The 16,262-nt window shown below is 75.2% G+C and carries 11 protein-coding genes; 5 read left to right on the top strand and 6 right to left on the bottom strand.

What is annotated here, in order from left to right; genetic code table 11:
- The first annotated feature begins 77 nt into the window (after positions 1-77).
- Positions 78-896 carry an IclR family transcriptional regulator C-terminal domain-containing protein gene (locus ACFYOJ_RS33435; protein ID WP_356557889.1) on the top strand — a complete coding sequence of 273 codons (819 nt, stop codon included), beginning with the start codon at positions 78-80 and terminating at the stop codon, positions 894-896.
- On the opposite strand, the gene ACFYOJ_RS33440 is transcribed toward ACFYOJ_RS33435, so the two are convergent.
- Genes ACFYOJ_RS33440 through ACFYOJ_RS33450 form a run of 3 tightly spaced genes read right to left on the bottom strand, consistent with a single transcriptional unit; the run spans position 847 to position 3,022 of the window.
- Positions 847-1,785 carry a PDR/VanB family oxidoreductase gene (locus tag ACFYOJ_RS33440; protein ID WP_356557888.1) on the bottom strand — a complete coding sequence of 313 codons (939 nt, stop codon included), beginning with the start codon at positions 1,783-1,785 and terminating at the stop codon, positions 847-849. The two genes, ACFYOJ_RS33435 and ACFYOJ_RS33440, sit on opposite strands and share 50 nt — an antisense overlap.
- Positions 1,782-1,952 (bottom strand): hypothetical protein, encoded by a 171-nt coding sequence (locus ACFYOJ_RS33445; protein ID WP_356557887.1) that lies wholly within the window; start codon positions 1,950-1,952, stop codon positions 1,782-1,784. The genes ACFYOJ_RS33440 and ACFYOJ_RS33445 overlap by 4 nt, the downstream gene beginning before the upstream one ends.
- The gene (locus ACFYOJ_RS33450; protein WP_356557886.1) at positions 1,949-3,022 is read right to left on the bottom strand and encodes an aromatic ring-hydroxylating dioxygenase subunit alpha; all 1,074 of its coding nucleotides are present in this window, start codon (positions 3,020-3,022) and stop codon (positions 1,949-1,951) included. Before ACFYOJ_RS33450 ends, ACFYOJ_RS33445 begins: the two co-directional genes overlap by 4 nt.
- A gap of 208 nt (positions 3,023-3,230) precedes the next feature.
- Between ACFYOJ_RS33450 and ACFYOJ_RS33455 the strand changes: the two genes are divergently transcribed.
- Together ACFYOJ_RS33455 and ACFYOJ_RS33460 are read left to right on the top strand one after the other, a co-directional pair.
- Entirely contained in the window at positions 3,231-4,106 is an 876-nt protein-coding gene (locus ACFYOJ_RS33455; RefSeq protein WP_356557885.1) for a DUF4132 domain-containing protein, read from the top strand.
- Positions 4,107-4,141: 35 nt separating this feature from the next.
- Complete coding sequence (locus tag ACFYOJ_RS33460; RefSeq protein ID WP_356557884.1) at positions 4,142-9,250, top strand: DNA-binding protein; 5,109 nt, start codon at positions 4,142-4,144, stop codon at positions 9,248-9,250.
- Positions 9,251-9,306: 56 nt separating this feature from the next.
- Here the strand turns inward: ACFYOJ_RS33460 and ACFYOJ_RS33465 are convergent, their stop codons facing one another.
- Together ACFYOJ_RS33465 and ACFYOJ_RS33470 are read right to left on the bottom strand one after the other, a co-directional pair.
- Positions 9,307-10,248, bottom strand: coding sequence for a hypothetical protein (locus tag ACFYOJ_RS33465; RefSeq protein WP_356557883.1), 942 nt, complete (start codon positions 10,246-10,248; stop codon positions 9,307-9,309).
- A complete protein-coding gene (locus ACFYOJ_RS33470) occupies positions 10,245-11,162 on the bottom strand; it encodes a phosphatase PAP2 family protein (RefSeq protein ID WP_356557882.1) in 918 nt (305 codons plus the stop codon). Before ACFYOJ_RS33470 ends, ACFYOJ_RS33465 begins: the two co-directional genes overlap by 4 nt.
- Before the next feature lie 258 nt (positions 11,163-11,420).
- On the opposite strand from ACFYOJ_RS33470, the gene ACFYOJ_RS33475 reads away from it, so the two are divergent.
- Entirely contained in the window at positions 11,421-12,032 is a 612-nt protein-coding gene (locus ACFYOJ_RS33475) for a TetR/AcrR family transcriptional regulator (RefSeq protein WP_356557881.1), read from the top strand.
- Between the two features lie 175 nt (positions 12,033-12,207).
- On the opposite strand, the gene ACFYOJ_RS33480 is transcribed toward ACFYOJ_RS33475, so the two are convergent.
- Positions 12,208-13,332 (bottom strand): DUF2510 domain-containing protein, encoded by a 1,125-nt coding sequence (locus ACFYOJ_RS33480; RefSeq protein ID WP_356557880.1) that lies wholly within the window; start codon positions 13,330-13,332, stop codon positions 12,208-12,210.
- Between the two features lie 238 nt (positions 13,333-13,570).
- Between ACFYOJ_RS33480 and ACFYOJ_RS33485 the strand changes: the two genes are divergently transcribed.
- Complete coding sequence (locus ACFYOJ_RS33485) at positions 13,571-16,252, top strand: AAA family ATPase (RefSeq protein ID WP_356557879.1); 2,682 nt, start codon at positions 13,571-13,573, stop codon at positions 16,250-16,252.
- The last annotated feature ends 10 nt before the right edge of the window (positions 16,253-16,262 follow it).

Raw genomic sequence — 16,262 nt, forward strand, 5'->3', positions numbered from 1 at the left:
CACGCACGCGCAGCGTGCGCACGGCGTACGGCCGTCCGTGCCGCGCGCCCCGCCGTGAGGCTCCCGCCGGAGGCCCGATGCCCGAAGACGCAGTCCGCGCACCGCACTTCGTCAGGTCCTTCGAACGGGGCCTCGCCGTCATCCGCGCCTTCGACGCGGACCACCCGGCGCTCACGCTCAGCGAGGTCGCCCGTGCCACGGACCTGACCCGCGCGGCAGCCCGCCGCTTCCTGCTCACCCTCGCCGACCTCGGCTACGTCCACACCGACGGCCGGCTCTTCCGCCTCACCCCGCGCGTGCTGGAGCTCGGCTACGCCTACCTCGCCGGTTTCACGCTGCCGCAGATCGCCGAACCGCATCTGGAGCGACTCGTCGCGCAGGTACGGGAGTCGTCCTCGCTGTGCGTCCTGGACGGCGACGACGTCGTCTACGTCGCCCGGGTGCCGACCAGCCGCATCATGACCGCGTCGATCACCGTCGGCACCCGCTTCCCGGCGCACCTCACCTCCGTGGGCCGGGTGATCCTCGCCGGACTGCCGGACGCCGAGACCGGTGCCCGGCTCGCCCGCGCCGGCCTGCGCGCCCCCACCTCCCGCACCCTCACCTCGGCGGACGCCCTGCGCGCGGAACTGCGCCGGGTGCGCCGCCAGGGCTACGCGCTGGTCGACCAGGAACTGGAGGACGGCCTGCGGTCGGTCGCCGCGCCGGTCCGTGACCGGGACGGCGAGGTGGTGGCCGGCGTGAACATCGCGGTGCACGCCGGCCGCCACTCCGTGGAGTCGGTACGCCGGGACCTGCTGCCTCACCTGCTGGCGACCGTCGCCCGGATCGAGGCCGACCTGAGGATCACAGGTCCAGCACGAGCCGCCGGCCACGACAGCGGGACACGCAGATGAGCATGGTCTCCCCGGCGGCCCGCTCGGCGTCGGTGAGCACCGAGTCCCGGTGGTCCGGGACGCCCTCGACGACATCGGTCTCACAGGTGCCGCAGGTGCCCTCCGTGCAGGAGAACAGCACCTCGACGCCGGCGGCGCGCACGGCGTCCAGGACGGAGACGTCCGGCGCGACGGTGACCGTGCGCCCGCTGCGCGCGAGGACGACCTCGAACTCCGTGCCGGGGCCGCCCGGTCGTGTGTCCTTCGGGGAGAAGCGCTCCACGCGCAGCTTCCCGGCCGGGCACCGCGCCTCGGCCGCGTCCAGCAGCGCCCCTGGCCCGCAGCAGTAGACGAGGGTGTCCTCGGGGACGTCGTCGAGCACGGGGGCGAGGTCCAGCAGCCCGGTCTCGTCCTCGGGGGCGATCGTCACCCGGTCGCCGTACCGCTCCAGTTCCCCGGTGAACGCCATGCCGGCCCGGGTCCGGCCGCCGTACAGCAGCGTCCACCCGGTGCCCGCCTCCTCGGCGGCGGCCAGCATCGGCAGCAGCGGGGTGATGCCGATGCCGCCGGCGACGAAGCGGTAGCGGGCGGCGGGTTCCAGCGCGAAGTGGTTGCGCGGGCCCCGCACCCGTACCGTGTCGCCGGGCCGCAGCCGTTCGTGCACATGGGCGGAGCCTCCCCGCCCGCCGGCCTCGCGCAGCACGGCGATCCGCCACTCCCGCCGGTCACCGGGGTCGCCGCACAACGAGTACTGCCGCTCCAGGCCCGGCCCGAGGACCAGGTCGACGTGCGCGCCGGGCTCCCAGGCGGGCAGCGGCTCGCCCAGCGGGTGGCGCAGGGTCAGGGCGAGCACGCCGTCGGCCACGGACTCCCGGCGGCCGACGACGAGTCCGGTCTCGTACGGGCTCATGCGCCGTTCCCCGGGGGCCGGTGCCCTCGCGGGTGGGCGAGCATCCACTCCCACATCGCGACCGGGTCCTCGGCGGTGTGCTCGGCACCGCAGTGGCAGGTGCCGCGCAGCACGTCGGTGCCCGGGACCCAGTCGATCCGGTAGACCTCGCCGGTGCGCGCGCTCATCGGGCCGTCCGTTCCGCGGGCTTGTCGCCCTCCTCGACCAGCCGGGCGAGGATGCGGCGGGCGGCCAGACCGCCGGTGTCGATGTTGATGCTCAGCTCCTGGTAGCCGGCGCGTTCGGTACTCAGCGTGCGCTGGAGCAGGTTGAGCGCGTCGACGTCCTGCATGACGACCGTGCGGTTGCTGGCCCGCAGGAACTCGGTGACCTCGGCGTCCTCGGTCGCCCAGTCCCGGGAGACCGCCCAGAAGTCGTACACCCTCCCGTCGCCGGACGGGGTGATGGCGTACGTGATCTCGGTGTGGAAGCCGTGCGGGTCGCTGCCGTCCGCTTCGGGCAGCACCCCGACCGGGGCGACCCTGCTGTGCAGCAGATACAGGCAGGGTGCGTGGTACTCGATGTCCTGCCACCGCGAGATGCGCCCGCTGATGCCGGTCGACCTGGCGTAGAAGGGCGGGCACTCGGCGTCGTCCATGTGCCGGCTCACCCGGACGATTCCGGCGCCCTCGTCGACCTCCGTGGTGATCGGCGTCTCGGCGACCTCCGGGGTGCCGATGTGACCTCCGTGCAGATACGTCTCGTGGGACAGGTCGAGGAGGTTGTCGACCAGCAGCCCGTAGTCGGCGTCGATCGGCTCCATGCCCCGGACCGTGACCCAGCCCGGCGCGTCCAGGTGCCGGGCGCGCGGCACGGCCCCCGGGTCGGCCTGCGCCGGGTCGCCGATCCACACCCAGACCAGGGAGTCCTGCTCGTGCACCGGGTAGGAGGCGACGCGGGCGGTGCGCGGGACGCGTTTCTGCCCCGGCACGTACACGCAGGTGCCCGTCGTGTCGTAGGTGAAGCCGTGGTACCCGCACACGATCCGGTCGCCGTCGAGCCGGGTCGGCGCCTCGGACAGCGGGTAGCGGCGGTGCACGCACCGGTCGTGCAGGACGACCGGCGTCCCGTCCTCCTCGGTGCGGTAGAGGACGAGCGGCTCGCCGAGGACCGTCCGGCCGAGCAACTCGCGCCCCACCTCGTGGTTGTAGGCGGCGACGTACCACTGGTTCCTGGCGAAGGCGGTCATGTGCGGCATCGTTGCGGCTCCCGTCCGTCGTGGGTGGTGGCATTGTCGGGCCGGGCGCCGCGGGGCGGCAACGCCTCTTCACCGCCTCGTGGAAGAGCGCCGCGGGGGACTGTCGGTGGGTGCCCCTAGTCTTCGGCGGACAACACGGCGGGGCGTGCCGGCCGGGCCGCCCGGGGGACGCGGTGCCGGATCCGGCAGGGGAAGAGACGAGGCAGCGATGGGTTGGCTGGCAGCGGGCGACACGTACGAAGTCGCCCTGGTGGACGGGCGGGTGGTGGCCCGGACCGGGCCGGGAGGGGACGGGACCGGGGACGGCCGGGCGGTGAGCCTGCCGCCGGAGCTGCAGGACCGTCCCGAGGTGCGCGAACTCCGGCAGCTCGCCGACTGGTTGCGGCGGCACGCCGCCGAGTGCGCGGCCCGGGTCGGCCGCTGGATGGTGTCCTCGCTGCCGGTACCGGCCGCTCTCCTCGCCCAGGTCTGGCCCGACGAGGCGTGGCGGACGGCGCTCTGCGACATCGTCGTCGTCGGCGACCGTCCCGAGGAGACCGGCTTCCTGCGGGACGTGGACGGCGCGGGCGGACTGCGCGTGGTGAACCCGGCCGGCGAGACCGTCCGTCTGACACCGCGCACGGTGACCATGCCGCATCCGGTGCTCCTCCCCGGCCTGGAGGAACTGCGCGCGTTCGCGGCCGGGTCGGGGATCGTGCAGGGGGTCGAGCAGATCCACCGGGCCACCTGGCACAAGCCCGCCGTGACCGACTCCGGCGCCGTCCGGGTCACCGAGTTCGCCGGCGCCGAGTACCGCTCGTGGTTCCACCTCTCCGCACGTGCCACCTCCCTCGGCTACCAGGTCTCCGGCAACAGCGTCGTCGCCCGGATCCGGGACGCCGGACGGATCGTCACCGCCTCGGTCGGCATGAGCGACCCCTACACCGAGGACAGGGCCTGGACCGGCGACCTCGCCTGGAGAGACCAGGACGGACAACGCCTGCTGCCGCCGGCCGAGGTCGGCCCGGTGGCCTGGTCCGAGGGCATGCGCATGGCCGCCGCCCTGCACACCGGCCGCACCACTGCCGCGGACGGCACCGAGTGAACGACGGCGCGAACACCTACGAAGGGCACGCGGACATGGCAGGCACGGCGGACGCGAACGACGCGACGGCACGCACCGGTACGGCGACGGCGGCAGCGGACGTGAGGACGGCGACGGCGGTCACGGCGGCAGCGAGCACGACGGCGGCAGCGGAGTCCGCGGCGGGCGCGGACGTGGCGGAACTGCTGTCCGCCGGTGCCGTGCTGCCGCCCGGCACCACCGGGGCGGGCGACCGGGCCGTGCCCATGGTCACCCAGGCCTACCGGCACCCGGCCCTGGACGACCGGATCGTCGTACGGCTGATGCCGGCGGACGACGCCGAGGAGTCCGGCACCGGTTTCCTCGGACTCGAACCCGAGGGCGGCCCGGTCGAGGTCGGCGTCGGGCAGCACCGGGCGATGGGCTTCCCCGAGTGGGTGCTGGTCCGGCACCCCGCGGACGGCCACCTCGCCCTGGCCCTCGTCGAGGAGATGGACAGGATCGCGCGGACGGTGAGAGCGCGGCCGAAGAGGGCCCGCGCCGCCTACGAGGCGATCGGACAACGGCTCGCCGGATCCGTGCCCCACTTCCTGCCGGTCTTCTACGAGCAGGCCGGCCGGGTCTTCCTGGCCGCCGGCGAGAAGGCCTACGCGTCCCAGATGTTCGTCGACGCCCGCAAGGCCGAGACGGCGCACGCGCTGCCCTTCGACGAGGCGCGCATGGACGCGGTGTTCCTCGAGTTCACCCTGGCCGACGCCGTGCCGGCCAAGGTCCTCTCCGGCTATGCCAAGGGACTGTCGTCCCGGGTCCCGGCCGCGACGGCGTACCGGCACCTGCGCGGCCTCTTCGTACGGCTCGCCGTGCACGGACTGCCGCCGTCGAGCCCGGGCGCGGCCGACCTGCGCAGACTGATGAAGGCGGTCGCGGGCAAGAACGCCCCGGCCGAGGAGATGGCCTACCTGCGCGAGATGCTGCCGCTGCCCGGCACCGCCAGGGCACCCCTCGGCTGGTGGAAGGCCCACCGCCCGGCCCTGCTGGAGCTGGCCCGACGGGAGCCCGCCGTCCGCGGCACCCTGCTGGGTGTGCTGCCCACGGAGTGGGAGCAGGGGGAACTGCCCCAGTGGCTGGACCTGCTGGAGAAGTCCGGCGCCACCGCCGGGCTGTGCGACGCCGGTCTGCCCGCCGAGGAGCGTGCCCCCGACGGCACGGCCGGCTGGACGCGCCGGTTCCTCGGCCTGTGCCGCACCGGCAACGGGCGCCTCGCACCGGCGGAGCTGTACCCGCTCGTCGATCGCATGGCCGGCACGCTCCGCGCCGAACTGCTCGCCGACGGCAGCACGTTGCCGCCCCCGACCGGTGACGTCGACCTCCTCGACCAGCTCCTGGCCCTGCGCGTCCCGGTCGCCGGTCCCGAGGAGCGCTCGCGACTCAACCTCCAGGACTGGGCGGCGTGCGACCGACGCCGCGATCTCCTCGCCCTGGAGGCCGACACCCGCTTCCGCGCGGCCTTCCGCCGCGGCTGCCCCACCTACGAGCGCGAGAACACCGACAAGCGCACCGTCATCGCCCTGGCGGGGTCGCCCGGCGGACGACCGATGCTCGCCGAGTGGGTGGCGGACGTCAGCCGGAGGTACCTCACCACGGAACTGGGCGGATTCACCCCGTACTCCGGCCCGTTCGAGACGCTGAGGTGGCTGCCGGGCGAGGTGCTGGCGACCGCCGAGAAGGCGGTGCGCGAAGCACTGGCCCCCGGCATGGCACCGGTGCTCGCCCGCACCCTGCGCACCGGAATCCTCGACGAGCTGGGCTGGCCCGCCTGGGACGAGGCGGTCGGCTCGCCCGAGTCCCCGGAGGCGGCGCGCAGGACGCGGGTGGGGGAGGCCTGGCCGCACCTGATCGTCCTCAACGGCACACACGCCCGGGTGATCGGCGCGGAGGGCACGGTGCTCGCGCACGAGCTGCGCCTCCCGGACGGGGCGGAGCGGTGGCACCCCGACGTCCGGTACGTGGACGGCGGACTGCTCGTCACCTGGTACGACTTCTCCACGTCCAGCACGTACGGCTACTGGCACGACGCCGACGCCGACGCCTCGGCACCGGTGCCGGTCGAGGGCGACGTCCGCTACGGCTACGCGTGCGCGGCGGACGGGACCGGCGGGATGAACGGCATGCCTCCCGCCTCCCTCCCCCTCCCCGGGGGCGGCCGGACCACCGGCCACGGCGTGCTGCGGCGGGGGGACACCACCCACATACCCTCGCGACGGACGGTGATCGGCGACGGCACGTCCTACTGGGTCTGGGTCAGGGACTATGCCGACGAGACGAACAGCACCTGGCACGCGTACGACCCGGCCAGCGACACGGTGGGCGAGCCCGGCGCGCCGGACTGGTTCGCCGAGGCCCTGCGCACCGCGCCGGAGGGCAGCACCCTCGGCGCCGCCTGGCTGCTGCCCGCCCCCTCCGTCGGGCCGGGCCCGGTGTGCGCCCCGGTGGACGGAGTGCTCGGCTGGCGGGTGATCACGCTGCCCGACGGTTCGCGGCGGTGCGAGGACCTGGCGGGACGCTCGGTCGTCGTGCCGCCCGGAGTGGGCGGGAGACCGGAGCACGTGCTGGTGTTCCCCGGCGCCGACCGGCCCCTCCTCGTGACGCGGTGGTCGGGCAGCGACATCCGGCTGCTCGATCCCGAGGGCGCGGTGGTCGCCGAGGTCACCCGTGGTCACACGGCCGGCCCCTTCAGCGCGGGCACCCCCCTGCTGCCGCCTCTGCGCTACTGGCCCCTGCTCCAGCCCCGTGACCCGCAGGGGTCCGCGGCGCTCCGCGGGGTCGACGAGGACACCGCGGCGGCGCTGCTGGCGGCGGCCGTGGCGGAGGAGCCGGGCGACGGCACGGACGACCGGGGCGTGCTGTCCGGCCTGGTCCGCACCCTGCTGCCGCAGGTCGGCCACGAGGCCCTGCGTGCGGGCGTCATCGGGGTGGTGCGGTTCGCCGCCGAACAGCAGCGCACCCTGGACGCGGCGCTCGCCCGGCTGGACTCGGCGGTCCAGGGCGACACCCCGGAGGAACCCCGTCCCGTGATCGGCGACCGCCTCCTCTCCTCGGCGCTGAACGGCACCGGCCTGACCGAACGCGACAAACGCGGTCTCTACGACTTCCTCCACCACGTCTTCGCCCTGCCGGAGCTGCTCGCCCGGTCGGCACGCGGCGAGGCGGAACAGACCCCCGCGGGTACCGTGCACGTGTCCCTGGACAAGCAGGAGACGCTGGAGAGCGTGAACGTGCGGGCGCTGCCCGAACTGCCCGTCGTCCTGGCGCTGCGGGCCGCCTCGGAGGCCACCGTCGAGGAGCACCGGCGGGCTCTCGACGCCTACCTGGCGGAACTGGACGCGCACGGGCTGACGGAGCTGAACCCCGCCCACTGGCGCCGGGTCCGCGTGGTCCTGGACAACGCCCTGTTCACGGGGCCCGGCGCTGTGGGGGGTTACCCGAAGGCGGCCGTGCTGGACCTGGGCGGCGGCGCGTTCCTGCTCTTCCCCGCCAACTGGTACCGGTTCGTCGGCGAGTACGACCCGGCCGGAGTCCCGGGGAAGCACTACGGCGCGCTGTACCACGACCCGTCCGGCCGCTTCGAGATCCCCGCCCCCTACACCCTGGTGTCGCAGGAGCCGTTCGTGCCGGAGCCCACCCGGGCACCCGGCTGGGTCGAGGCCTTCCGCGCCGAGCCGGCCGAGCGCGGCCCGGCGCCCTGGCGTCCCGAGGCCGCCGAGGAGTTCGCCAGGCTCACCGGCGTCACCCCGACCACGGCCCGGCTCGTGCTGGCCGGCATGCCGCAGATCGACGACAAGCGCACCCCGGTCCCCTCGGCGACCCTGAAGGTCATCGGAGTGAAGGCGGCCGACGCGGGTGTCGCCAAGGACGAGTTGAGGGCGCTGGACATCGACGCCCTGCGCGCCGTCGTGGCGGCGCTGCTGCCCACCGAGCCGTCCCGGCTGTGGACGCACGGCCCCGACGTCGTCCGCGCGGCCGAGGTGTGGAACGCGCGGCTGGGCCGGTGCGCCCCCGTCCCCGAGGACGTGCTGCACGACGCCGTCCGCTCCGTCGAGTCCCCGGGCTGGGCACCGGCCGAGGCACTGCGGGGCTTCCTCGACGTGACCGCCGAACCCCGGCTGAGCCGGGACCTGACCTGGACACCGGGCCCCTTCCGCCCGAAAGCCGCCGAGGACGCGCCCGGGTTCGACGACCGGACCCTGAAGGGCGCGGTGCCGCTGGCCGCCTGGCTCGCCCATCGCCTCCCCGCGGGCGACCCGGTCCGCGCCGTCCTGCCCGGCGTCCTCGCCGCGGTCCGCGACCGGCTGGCCCACCCCGGGCTGCTGGTCGAACTGGGCGTCCACGTCGACCCGGAGGCGTTCCGCCGCGCGGCCGGGGCGCCCACGGAGGCCGGTGACGGCTTCGCACGCCACGGAGCGGTCGTGGTGGTCACCGACGGTTCCCGCCCCTACGCCGCCGTCCGCACCGCGCTGCTGGACCCGGCCGGGGACGACCCCCACCTCGAGGCCCTGTTCCCCGGCCAACGGCCCACCGTCACCCAGCGGGTGCTGAGGCTGGCCCACGACCCGCGGTTCGCCGAGCTGCTCGCCGACCCCGGGGACCCGGTGGCCGGCGAGCGCGACGCCGACGGTCTGTGGTGGCCGCAGGACCCCGCCCGCTCCGTGCCCGACCTCGTCGGCGAGGTGGCCGGGCGGTACGGCCTCGGTGAGGACGCCGCCGCCCTCTACCTGATGCTGCTCGCCCTGCCCGATCCCACCGACCGCAACACCGCCCGCTGGACCGGCTGGGTCGCACAGCGCGGCGGCACCGCCCGGCACCGCGCCGCCCGCGCGGAACTCGCGGCCACCGATCTCGTGGTGGAGGGCAGCCGCCCCAAGGCCGGACGCTCACTGTTCCTGCCCGGCGGATGGACCCCGCTCGCCAAGCCGCATCTGCCGCTGGAACGGTGGAAGCTGCCGATGTACGACGTGCTCGACGGCGAGACGCCCGTCCTGGGCGTCGTCGTGCCCTCCCGGCCCGTCGCCGCTCTCTACCGCGAGGCCTGGCAGCGCCTCCAGGACGGGGACACCCCACGACTGGAGGAACCGGAGATGCCACGCCCGCGCAGACGCCGCCGCTGAAGTGTGCCGGCACGGGGACGGCCACCGCACGCGGCCGTCCCCGCCCCATGGCCCCGTCACAGCCGGCTCAGGTGCCTTCGTTCCGGCTGCCGGGGCACCAGTACCGTCGCCGCCTCCGCCCCCGCGGCCGGCGGTGTGTACCCCGGCACGGGGGGCACCGAGCCAGGGGCGTCGGGTGCCGTGGGCGTGGCCCGGCTCAGCTGGACCACGCCCCAGCCGGCCAGCGCGGCGCCGGTCAGCGCGAGCAGCACCCCGCTCGCGCCGCCGCGCAGCCGCTCACCGAGCAGTGCCACCCCGATCACCGCGGCGGCCACCGGGTTGGCCAGCGTCACCACCGCGAGCGGGGCGCCCAGGCCGCCCCGGTAGGCCGTCTGCGACAGCAGCAGCCCGCCCGCGGCGAAGGCCGCCACCAGCACCGCCACCCCGATCACCTGCGCGCTGAGCAGCGGGCCCGAGCGGTCCGTGGCGGCGACCGTGACGGTCTGGGTGAGCGCCGAGGCCACCCCGGAGGCGATGCCGGAGGCCGTGGCGTGCCGCAGGCCGGGCCGGGCGCCGGGCCGCGACAGCAGGCCGATCAGGGCGGCCGTGGCACCGGACACCGTCAGCGCCTCCGGCACGCTCAGCACGTCGTCGGGCGCCGGGCCGGAGGCCGTCAGCAGCAGCGCGCCCAGTCCGAGCAGCGTCAGCCCGGTGCCCCGCCACTCGACCGCGCTCACCCGTCGGCCCGCCAGCCGCGCCCCCAGCGGCACCGCCGCGACCAGGGTGAGCGCGCCCAGCGGCTGGACCACCGTGAGGGGACCGTACTTGAGGGCCACGACGTGCAGCAGTGCGGCCGACGCGTTGAGCGCCACCGACCACCACCAGGCGCCGCTGCCCAGCATCCGCAGCGCGCCCGCCCCCGGGCTGCGGGAGGCCAGCCGCTCCTGGGCCACGGCCGCGGCGGCGTAGGCGACGGCGGAGACCAGGGACAGCAGGACGGCGATCAGAGCGGCGTTCACCGGCCCGCCCCCACCAGCTCGCGCCGCCCGGCGTCGCCCCGCCCGGTGTCGCCCTGCTCAACCCCGTCCTGCTCAGCTCCGTCTTGCTCAACCCCGTCCTGCTCAGTCCCGTCCCGCTCAGCCCCGTCCCGCGCCGCCGGACGGCGGCGGGGAACGGGCAGGCGGTACGCCGGCGCGCGGCCGCTTCCGCGGACGGCGCGCGGCAGCGGCACGGCCACCAGCGCGACGCCGAGCAGGGCGGTCGCCACGATCACGTCCAGCCAGTAGTGGTTCGCGGTGCCCACGATCACCAGGAGCGTCGCCAGCGGATGCAGCAGCCACAGCCACCGCCACCGCGACCGGGTGGCGACGATCAGGCCGACCGCCAGCATCAGCGCCCAGCCGAAGTGCAGCGAGGGCATCGCCGCGAACTGGTTCGACAGCTGGTCGGTGCGCGGCGGACCGTACACCGAGGGCCCGAACACCCGGGCCGTGTCGATCAGCCCGCTCTCGCCCAGCATCCGCGGCGGCGCCAGCGGGAACGTCAGGTGCAGGACCAGCGCGGCGCCGGTCAGCGCCGCCAGTACCCGGCGCGCCCAGACGTACTGCGCGGGCCGGCGCAGATAGAGCCAGACCAGGAAGGCCACGGTGGCCGGGAAGTGGACGGTGGCGTAGTAGGTGTTCGCCACGTGGACGAGGGAGTCGCCGTGCAGCAGCAGGGACTGCACCGTGCTCTCGTCCGGCAGCCGGAGCGTGCGCTCCCAGTCCCGGACGTGGTGCGCGTTGCGGAACGCCTCGGCGGTGTGTCCGGTCGCCAGCCGGCGGCCGAACTTGTAGACGAGGAAGAGCCCTGCGACGAGCAGGAGTTCTCGGACGAGCGGTGGGCGTGCGGACGCGTCCGGCTCCGCTGGCGCGCGCTCGGTGCGGGCATTCATCCCCGGCCCCTTCACTGACGATGGTGCGTGTGCTGGTGCTGGCCGGGCCGGTGACTCACCGGGTGCGGCGAACTCATCGGTCCGTGGGGCGTGTGACGGTTTTCATCGATACGGCCCCGTTCCGATACGCCAGTGTACCGATACGGTGGAGTACCGGTACACTGACGTATCGATAACATGCACCACACGGCACCAGGACCACTCGAGTCCTGGTGCAGCGAGACCACGAGAGAGTCCCGAGAGAGCAGGGAGCAGAGCATGACGTCGCAGGCCGCGGACCGACCTGAGCAGGTCGGCACCTCGCGCCGCTCCAAGCTCACGCCCGAGCGTGAGCAGGAGTTCTTCGACGCCGTGCTCGAACAGATCCGTGAGTGCGGCTACGACGCCGTGACCATGGAGGGCGTCGCCGCGAGCACCCGGTGCAGCAAGTCCACGCTCTACCGGCAGTGGAAGACGAAACCGCAGTTCGTCGCGGCCGCCCTGCGCTCCAGCCGCCGGGTGCGCTTCGTCGCCGCCGACACCGGCTCGCTCGCCGAGGACCTGCGCCAGGCGGCCCGGGCCGCGGGGCGGTGGGCGGGCAAGGACACCCTGCTCCAGGCCCTCGGCCACGCCGTCGTGCAGGACTCGGAGCTGCAGTGCGCGCTGCGCGAGGCGCTGGTCGAACCGGAGATCGCCGCGCTGCGGGAGATCCTGCGGCGCGGTGTCGAGCGCGGCGAGGTGCCCGCGGGGCACCCGGCGCTGGAGTTCGTGCCGGCGCAGATGTTCGGCGCGCTGCGGATGCGCCCCGTCATCGAGGGCGAGTACGCCGACGCGGAGTATCTCGTCCGCTTCGTGGAGGCCGTCGTCCTGCCGGCGCTCGGCCTCCCCTGAGACCCAGGTCGCCGTCCGTGGGATGACGGGACGGCGACCTGCCCGCGCCGCACCGTGGGGACGGGGGCGGCGCGCACCACCGGCCGGGTGGGACGTCCTTTGAGCGGAAGGACGCCCCACCCGGCCGGCCCGTGTTCCGGGGCCGTCGGACCCGGGTCCGACGGCCCCGGACCTGTCAGACGTCCTGGCCGGAGCCGCCGCCGGAGGACACCTCGATGCCCTCGGTGATCTCGTCGAGCACCGACTGCCGCTCCTCCACGTCCACCCCGAAGCGGACGACGACGATGCGCTTCGCGTCGGCCGGCGAGGGGAAGGCGAGCGACTGGACGAAACCGTCGGAGCCCTCGCTGGTGACCGCCTTCCAGCGGACCAGATAGCCCTTCTGTCCGGCGACCGTCACGGCCTTGGAGGCCAGTTCCTGGTGCGAGGTGATCCCGCCGTAGGACTTGCCGCCGTAGGACTCCTCCGCGTTGGCCGCGATGTCCGCCTTCGCGATCTCCTCGGCGGTGCTGCCCTCGGTGCCCAGCACCATCGCGGGCGCGGAGTAGGCGCCGCCCTTGGTGCAGGTCTTCGAGGTGTCGCCCGGGCACTGGTAGCTGTCGTCCGAGGTCACCGCCGCGCCGACCGTCGACTGCTGCCCGGACCAGCCGTCCGGGATCGGCAGGCTGATGCCGCTCACCGGGTCCGGCACCGAACCGCTGTCGATCGTGGGCGGCTCCGACCGGCCGGGGGAGTCGGGCGCGGGCGACCGGCCGTCACCGTCACCGCCGCCGGAGCGCGGCCCTTCCTGCCGCGAGGAACCGGCGCTGCCGCCCGCCGGCCCGCCGTCGTCGGTCAGCAGGTACACCCCGGCACCGATCCCCGTCAGGACCGCGACGGCCGCCGCGACCGCTATCGCGGTGCGCAGACCACGCCGGCGCCCGGACGGCGGCTGCACGGGATACCCCGGATAACCCGGATGCACCGGATACGCCCCGGGCGCTGCCCCGTACGCCCCGGGTACGGCGCCCGAGGGGCCGGCCGCGGCCCCCGATGCCCCTGTCGGGGCCCCGTACGCACCGGGCGAGGTCCCCGAGGGTCCACCCGGCGCACCCGGCGCACCCGGCGCACCCGGCGCACCCGGCGCACCCGGCGCACCGCCGGCCGTCGGCGGCTGCCCCGGCGGGCCCCACGCGGCGGCCGGCCCCGCGGGACGTACCCGGTCCGTCCAGGCCTTGCCGTCCCACCAGCGCTCGGTGGCGGGACCGTCCTGTGTCTGCCCGGGGTCCGGGTACCACCCGGGAGGAGTCAGCTGCGTCATGGCCCCACCGTATGAGGCGTCGGTGAAAGCCGGATGAGAGACCCCGCGACCGGCCCGTTCCCCCGCCCGTTGACGGGCCGCCGGCTCCGGCCGCTGGTGACGGGGCCGGCCCGTCGCCCGCGCTTTACCGCATGTCACCCGTCACGGCAACTGCCGCTTGTACCTCCCCCCATGAGCGTGATCGGGCCGCTAGGCTCAACTCCTGTACGTCGTTCGGGTGATGTGGGGAGGTAGCGGGATGACAAAGGCAGGGCCCACGGCCGCCGCCTCGGCCGCCCTGTGGGAGCGCGACGAGGAAGTCGCCGCCCTCACACAGGCGGTCGACACCCTGTGCGCGGACCGCTCGTCCCCCGGCACCCTGCTGGTGTGCCGGGGCGAGGCCGGACTCGGCAAGACCGCGCTGCTGGCCGAGACCCGCCGCATCGCCGAGACCCGCGGCTGCACCGTCTGGACGGCCCGCGGCGGCGAGACCCTGCGCTCCGTCCCCTTCAACGTGGTACGGCAGCTGCTGCAGCCGGCCCTCGTCCCCATGCTCCCGGAGGAGGCGCGCGAGTACCTCGGCGACTGGTACGACATAGCGGGCCCGGCCCTCGGCATAGCCGAACCGGGCGACCGGCACGCCGACCCGCAGGGCGTGTGCGACGGCCTCGTCGCGGCGGTGCGCCGGCTCGCCCGCCGGGAGTGGCCGCTCGTCCTGCTCGTCGACGACGTCCACTGGGCCGACCAGGAGACCCTGCGCTGGCTCGCCGCGCTCGCCGAACACCTGGAGGAGATCTCCGTCCTCGTGGTCGTCGCCCGCCGCCCCGGCGACGCCGGCGGCGACGGCGCCCGTCACCTCGACGCCGCCGAGAGCGCGGGCCGGCGCCTCGCCCCGCTCAGCGCCCTCACCCCCGAGGCGACGGCCGGACTCACCCGCGCCAGCGTGGGCACCTACGCCGACGACGCCTTCTGCCGCGAGGTGTGGGCCGTCACCGGCGGCAACCCCTACGAGACGGTCGAACTCCTCGCCAAGGTCCGGGACAGCGAACTCGACCCGGTCGAGTCCCGGGCCGCCGACCTGCGCGACCTCAACCGCTCCGCACGCGGTGGCGGCCTCGTCGCCCGCCTGGACGAACTGGGCCCCGACGCCACCCGTTTCGCCTGGGCGGCCGCGGTCCTCGGCGACGACATCACCATCGACAGGGTGGCCGCGCTCTCCACCCTCGACCGCGTCACCGCCTCCCGCAGTGCCGAACTGCTGTGCAGCGCCCGCATCCTCACGACCCCCGAGCCCGCCTCGGGCCGGCAACCGGGCGCCGACGACCTGGAGTTCGTCCACCCGCTGATCGCCACCGCCGTCTACGACTCCATCCCGGGCGCCCTGCGCACGGCCCTGCACGGCATCGCCGCCCGGCTGGTCACCGACTCCGGACTCGGCGCCGCGGCCGCCTCCCGCCACCTCATCGAGGTCCACCCCGAGGACGACCAGGACGTCGTACGGCAACTGCGCGAAGCCGCCCGCGAACACCTCGCGGTCGGCGCTCCGGACGCGGCCCGCCGCTGCCTCGAACGCGCCCTGGAAGAACCCCCGTTGCCGGAGACACACGCCCAGGTGCTCTACGAACTCGGCTGCGCCACCCTGCTCACCGCGCCCGCCACCACCATCGGCCACCTGCGCACCGCCCTGGCCATGCCCGGCCTCGACGGCGAGCAGCGGGTCGACGCCGTGTTCCGGCTCTCCCAGGCACTGCTCCACAACGACCAGCTGGAGGAGGCGGTCCGCACCGTCGAGGCGGAGGCGGCCCGCAACCCCGACCCGTCCGCGCGACTGCGCCTGCAGGCCGTCCAGTACATGTGGGAGGGCGTCCACGCCGGCGAGACCGCCTCGCCCAGCCGCTCCGCGCGCCTCGCCGAACTCGCCGCCACCTGCACCGGCCGCGACAACGCCGAACGCGCCCTGCTCATCCTGCGCGGCTTCGACGCCATGACCCACGGCGAGAGCGCCGACGAGGTCGTCGAGGCGTGCGACCGCGCCCTCGTCAACGGCCGCCTCGCCCCCGGACTCGGCTGGACCGACACCGAGTGGGGCCTGGAACTGCCCATGATGCTGGCCAGCGCCTACGCCTACTGCGACCGGCTCGACCGCGCCGAGGCCCTGTTCACCGAGGCGCTGCGCGCCTACGAGACGGCAGGCTGGAGCGGCGGCCACCTGGCTCTCGCCCACGCCTACGTCGGCCTGGGCCACCGCAGGCGGGGCCGGCTGAAGGAGGCCGAGGCGTCGCTGCGCGAATCGCTGCGCATAGCCGAACGCGTCGGCCGCGGCCTGCCGTTGTACTGGTCCGCCATCTGCAACCTGATCGACACGCTGCTCGCCCGCGGCCACGTCGAGGAGGCCCGCGCCGTCGCCGACCAGTACGGCTTCGCCCCGCCCTACCCGTCCACGATCGTGCTGCCCGATCCCCGGTCCGTGCGCGGCCGGCTGCTGATCGCCACCGGCCGCGTCGAGGAGGGCGTCGGTGAACTCGAGGCGGCCGGGAAGGCCGCCGCGGCCCGCGGCCGGCACAACCCGGTGATGGTCCCCTGGGCGACCGAGCTGGCCCGGGCCCTCGCCGCCGAGGACCCCGGCCGCGCCGCCCGGCTGGCCGCCGAGGCCCGCCGCGAGGCCGAGCGGTTCGGCACCGACACCGCCATAGGAGAGGCCCTGCGCTGCGCCGCGGCCCTGGAGACGGGCCCGCGCGCGGTCCGTCTCGCCGCCCAGGCCGTCACCTACCTGGAGGCCTCGCCCTGCCAGTACGAGCACGCCGCCGCCCGCGTCGAGTACGGCATCGCCGCCCGCTCCGAGGCCGAGCTGAACCGGGGTCTGGCACTCGCGCGTTCGTGCGGCTCGGACGGGCTCGTCGCCAAGGCCGGGGAAGCCCTGGCGGCGGGGCTCGTGGGCTGAGCCGTCCGGC

The sequence above is a fragment of the Streptomyces sp. NPDC006384 genome (assembly GCF_042870695.1).
Taxonomy (GTDB): domain Bacteria; phylum Actinomycetota; class Actinomycetes; order Streptomycetales; family Streptomycetaceae; genus Streptomyces.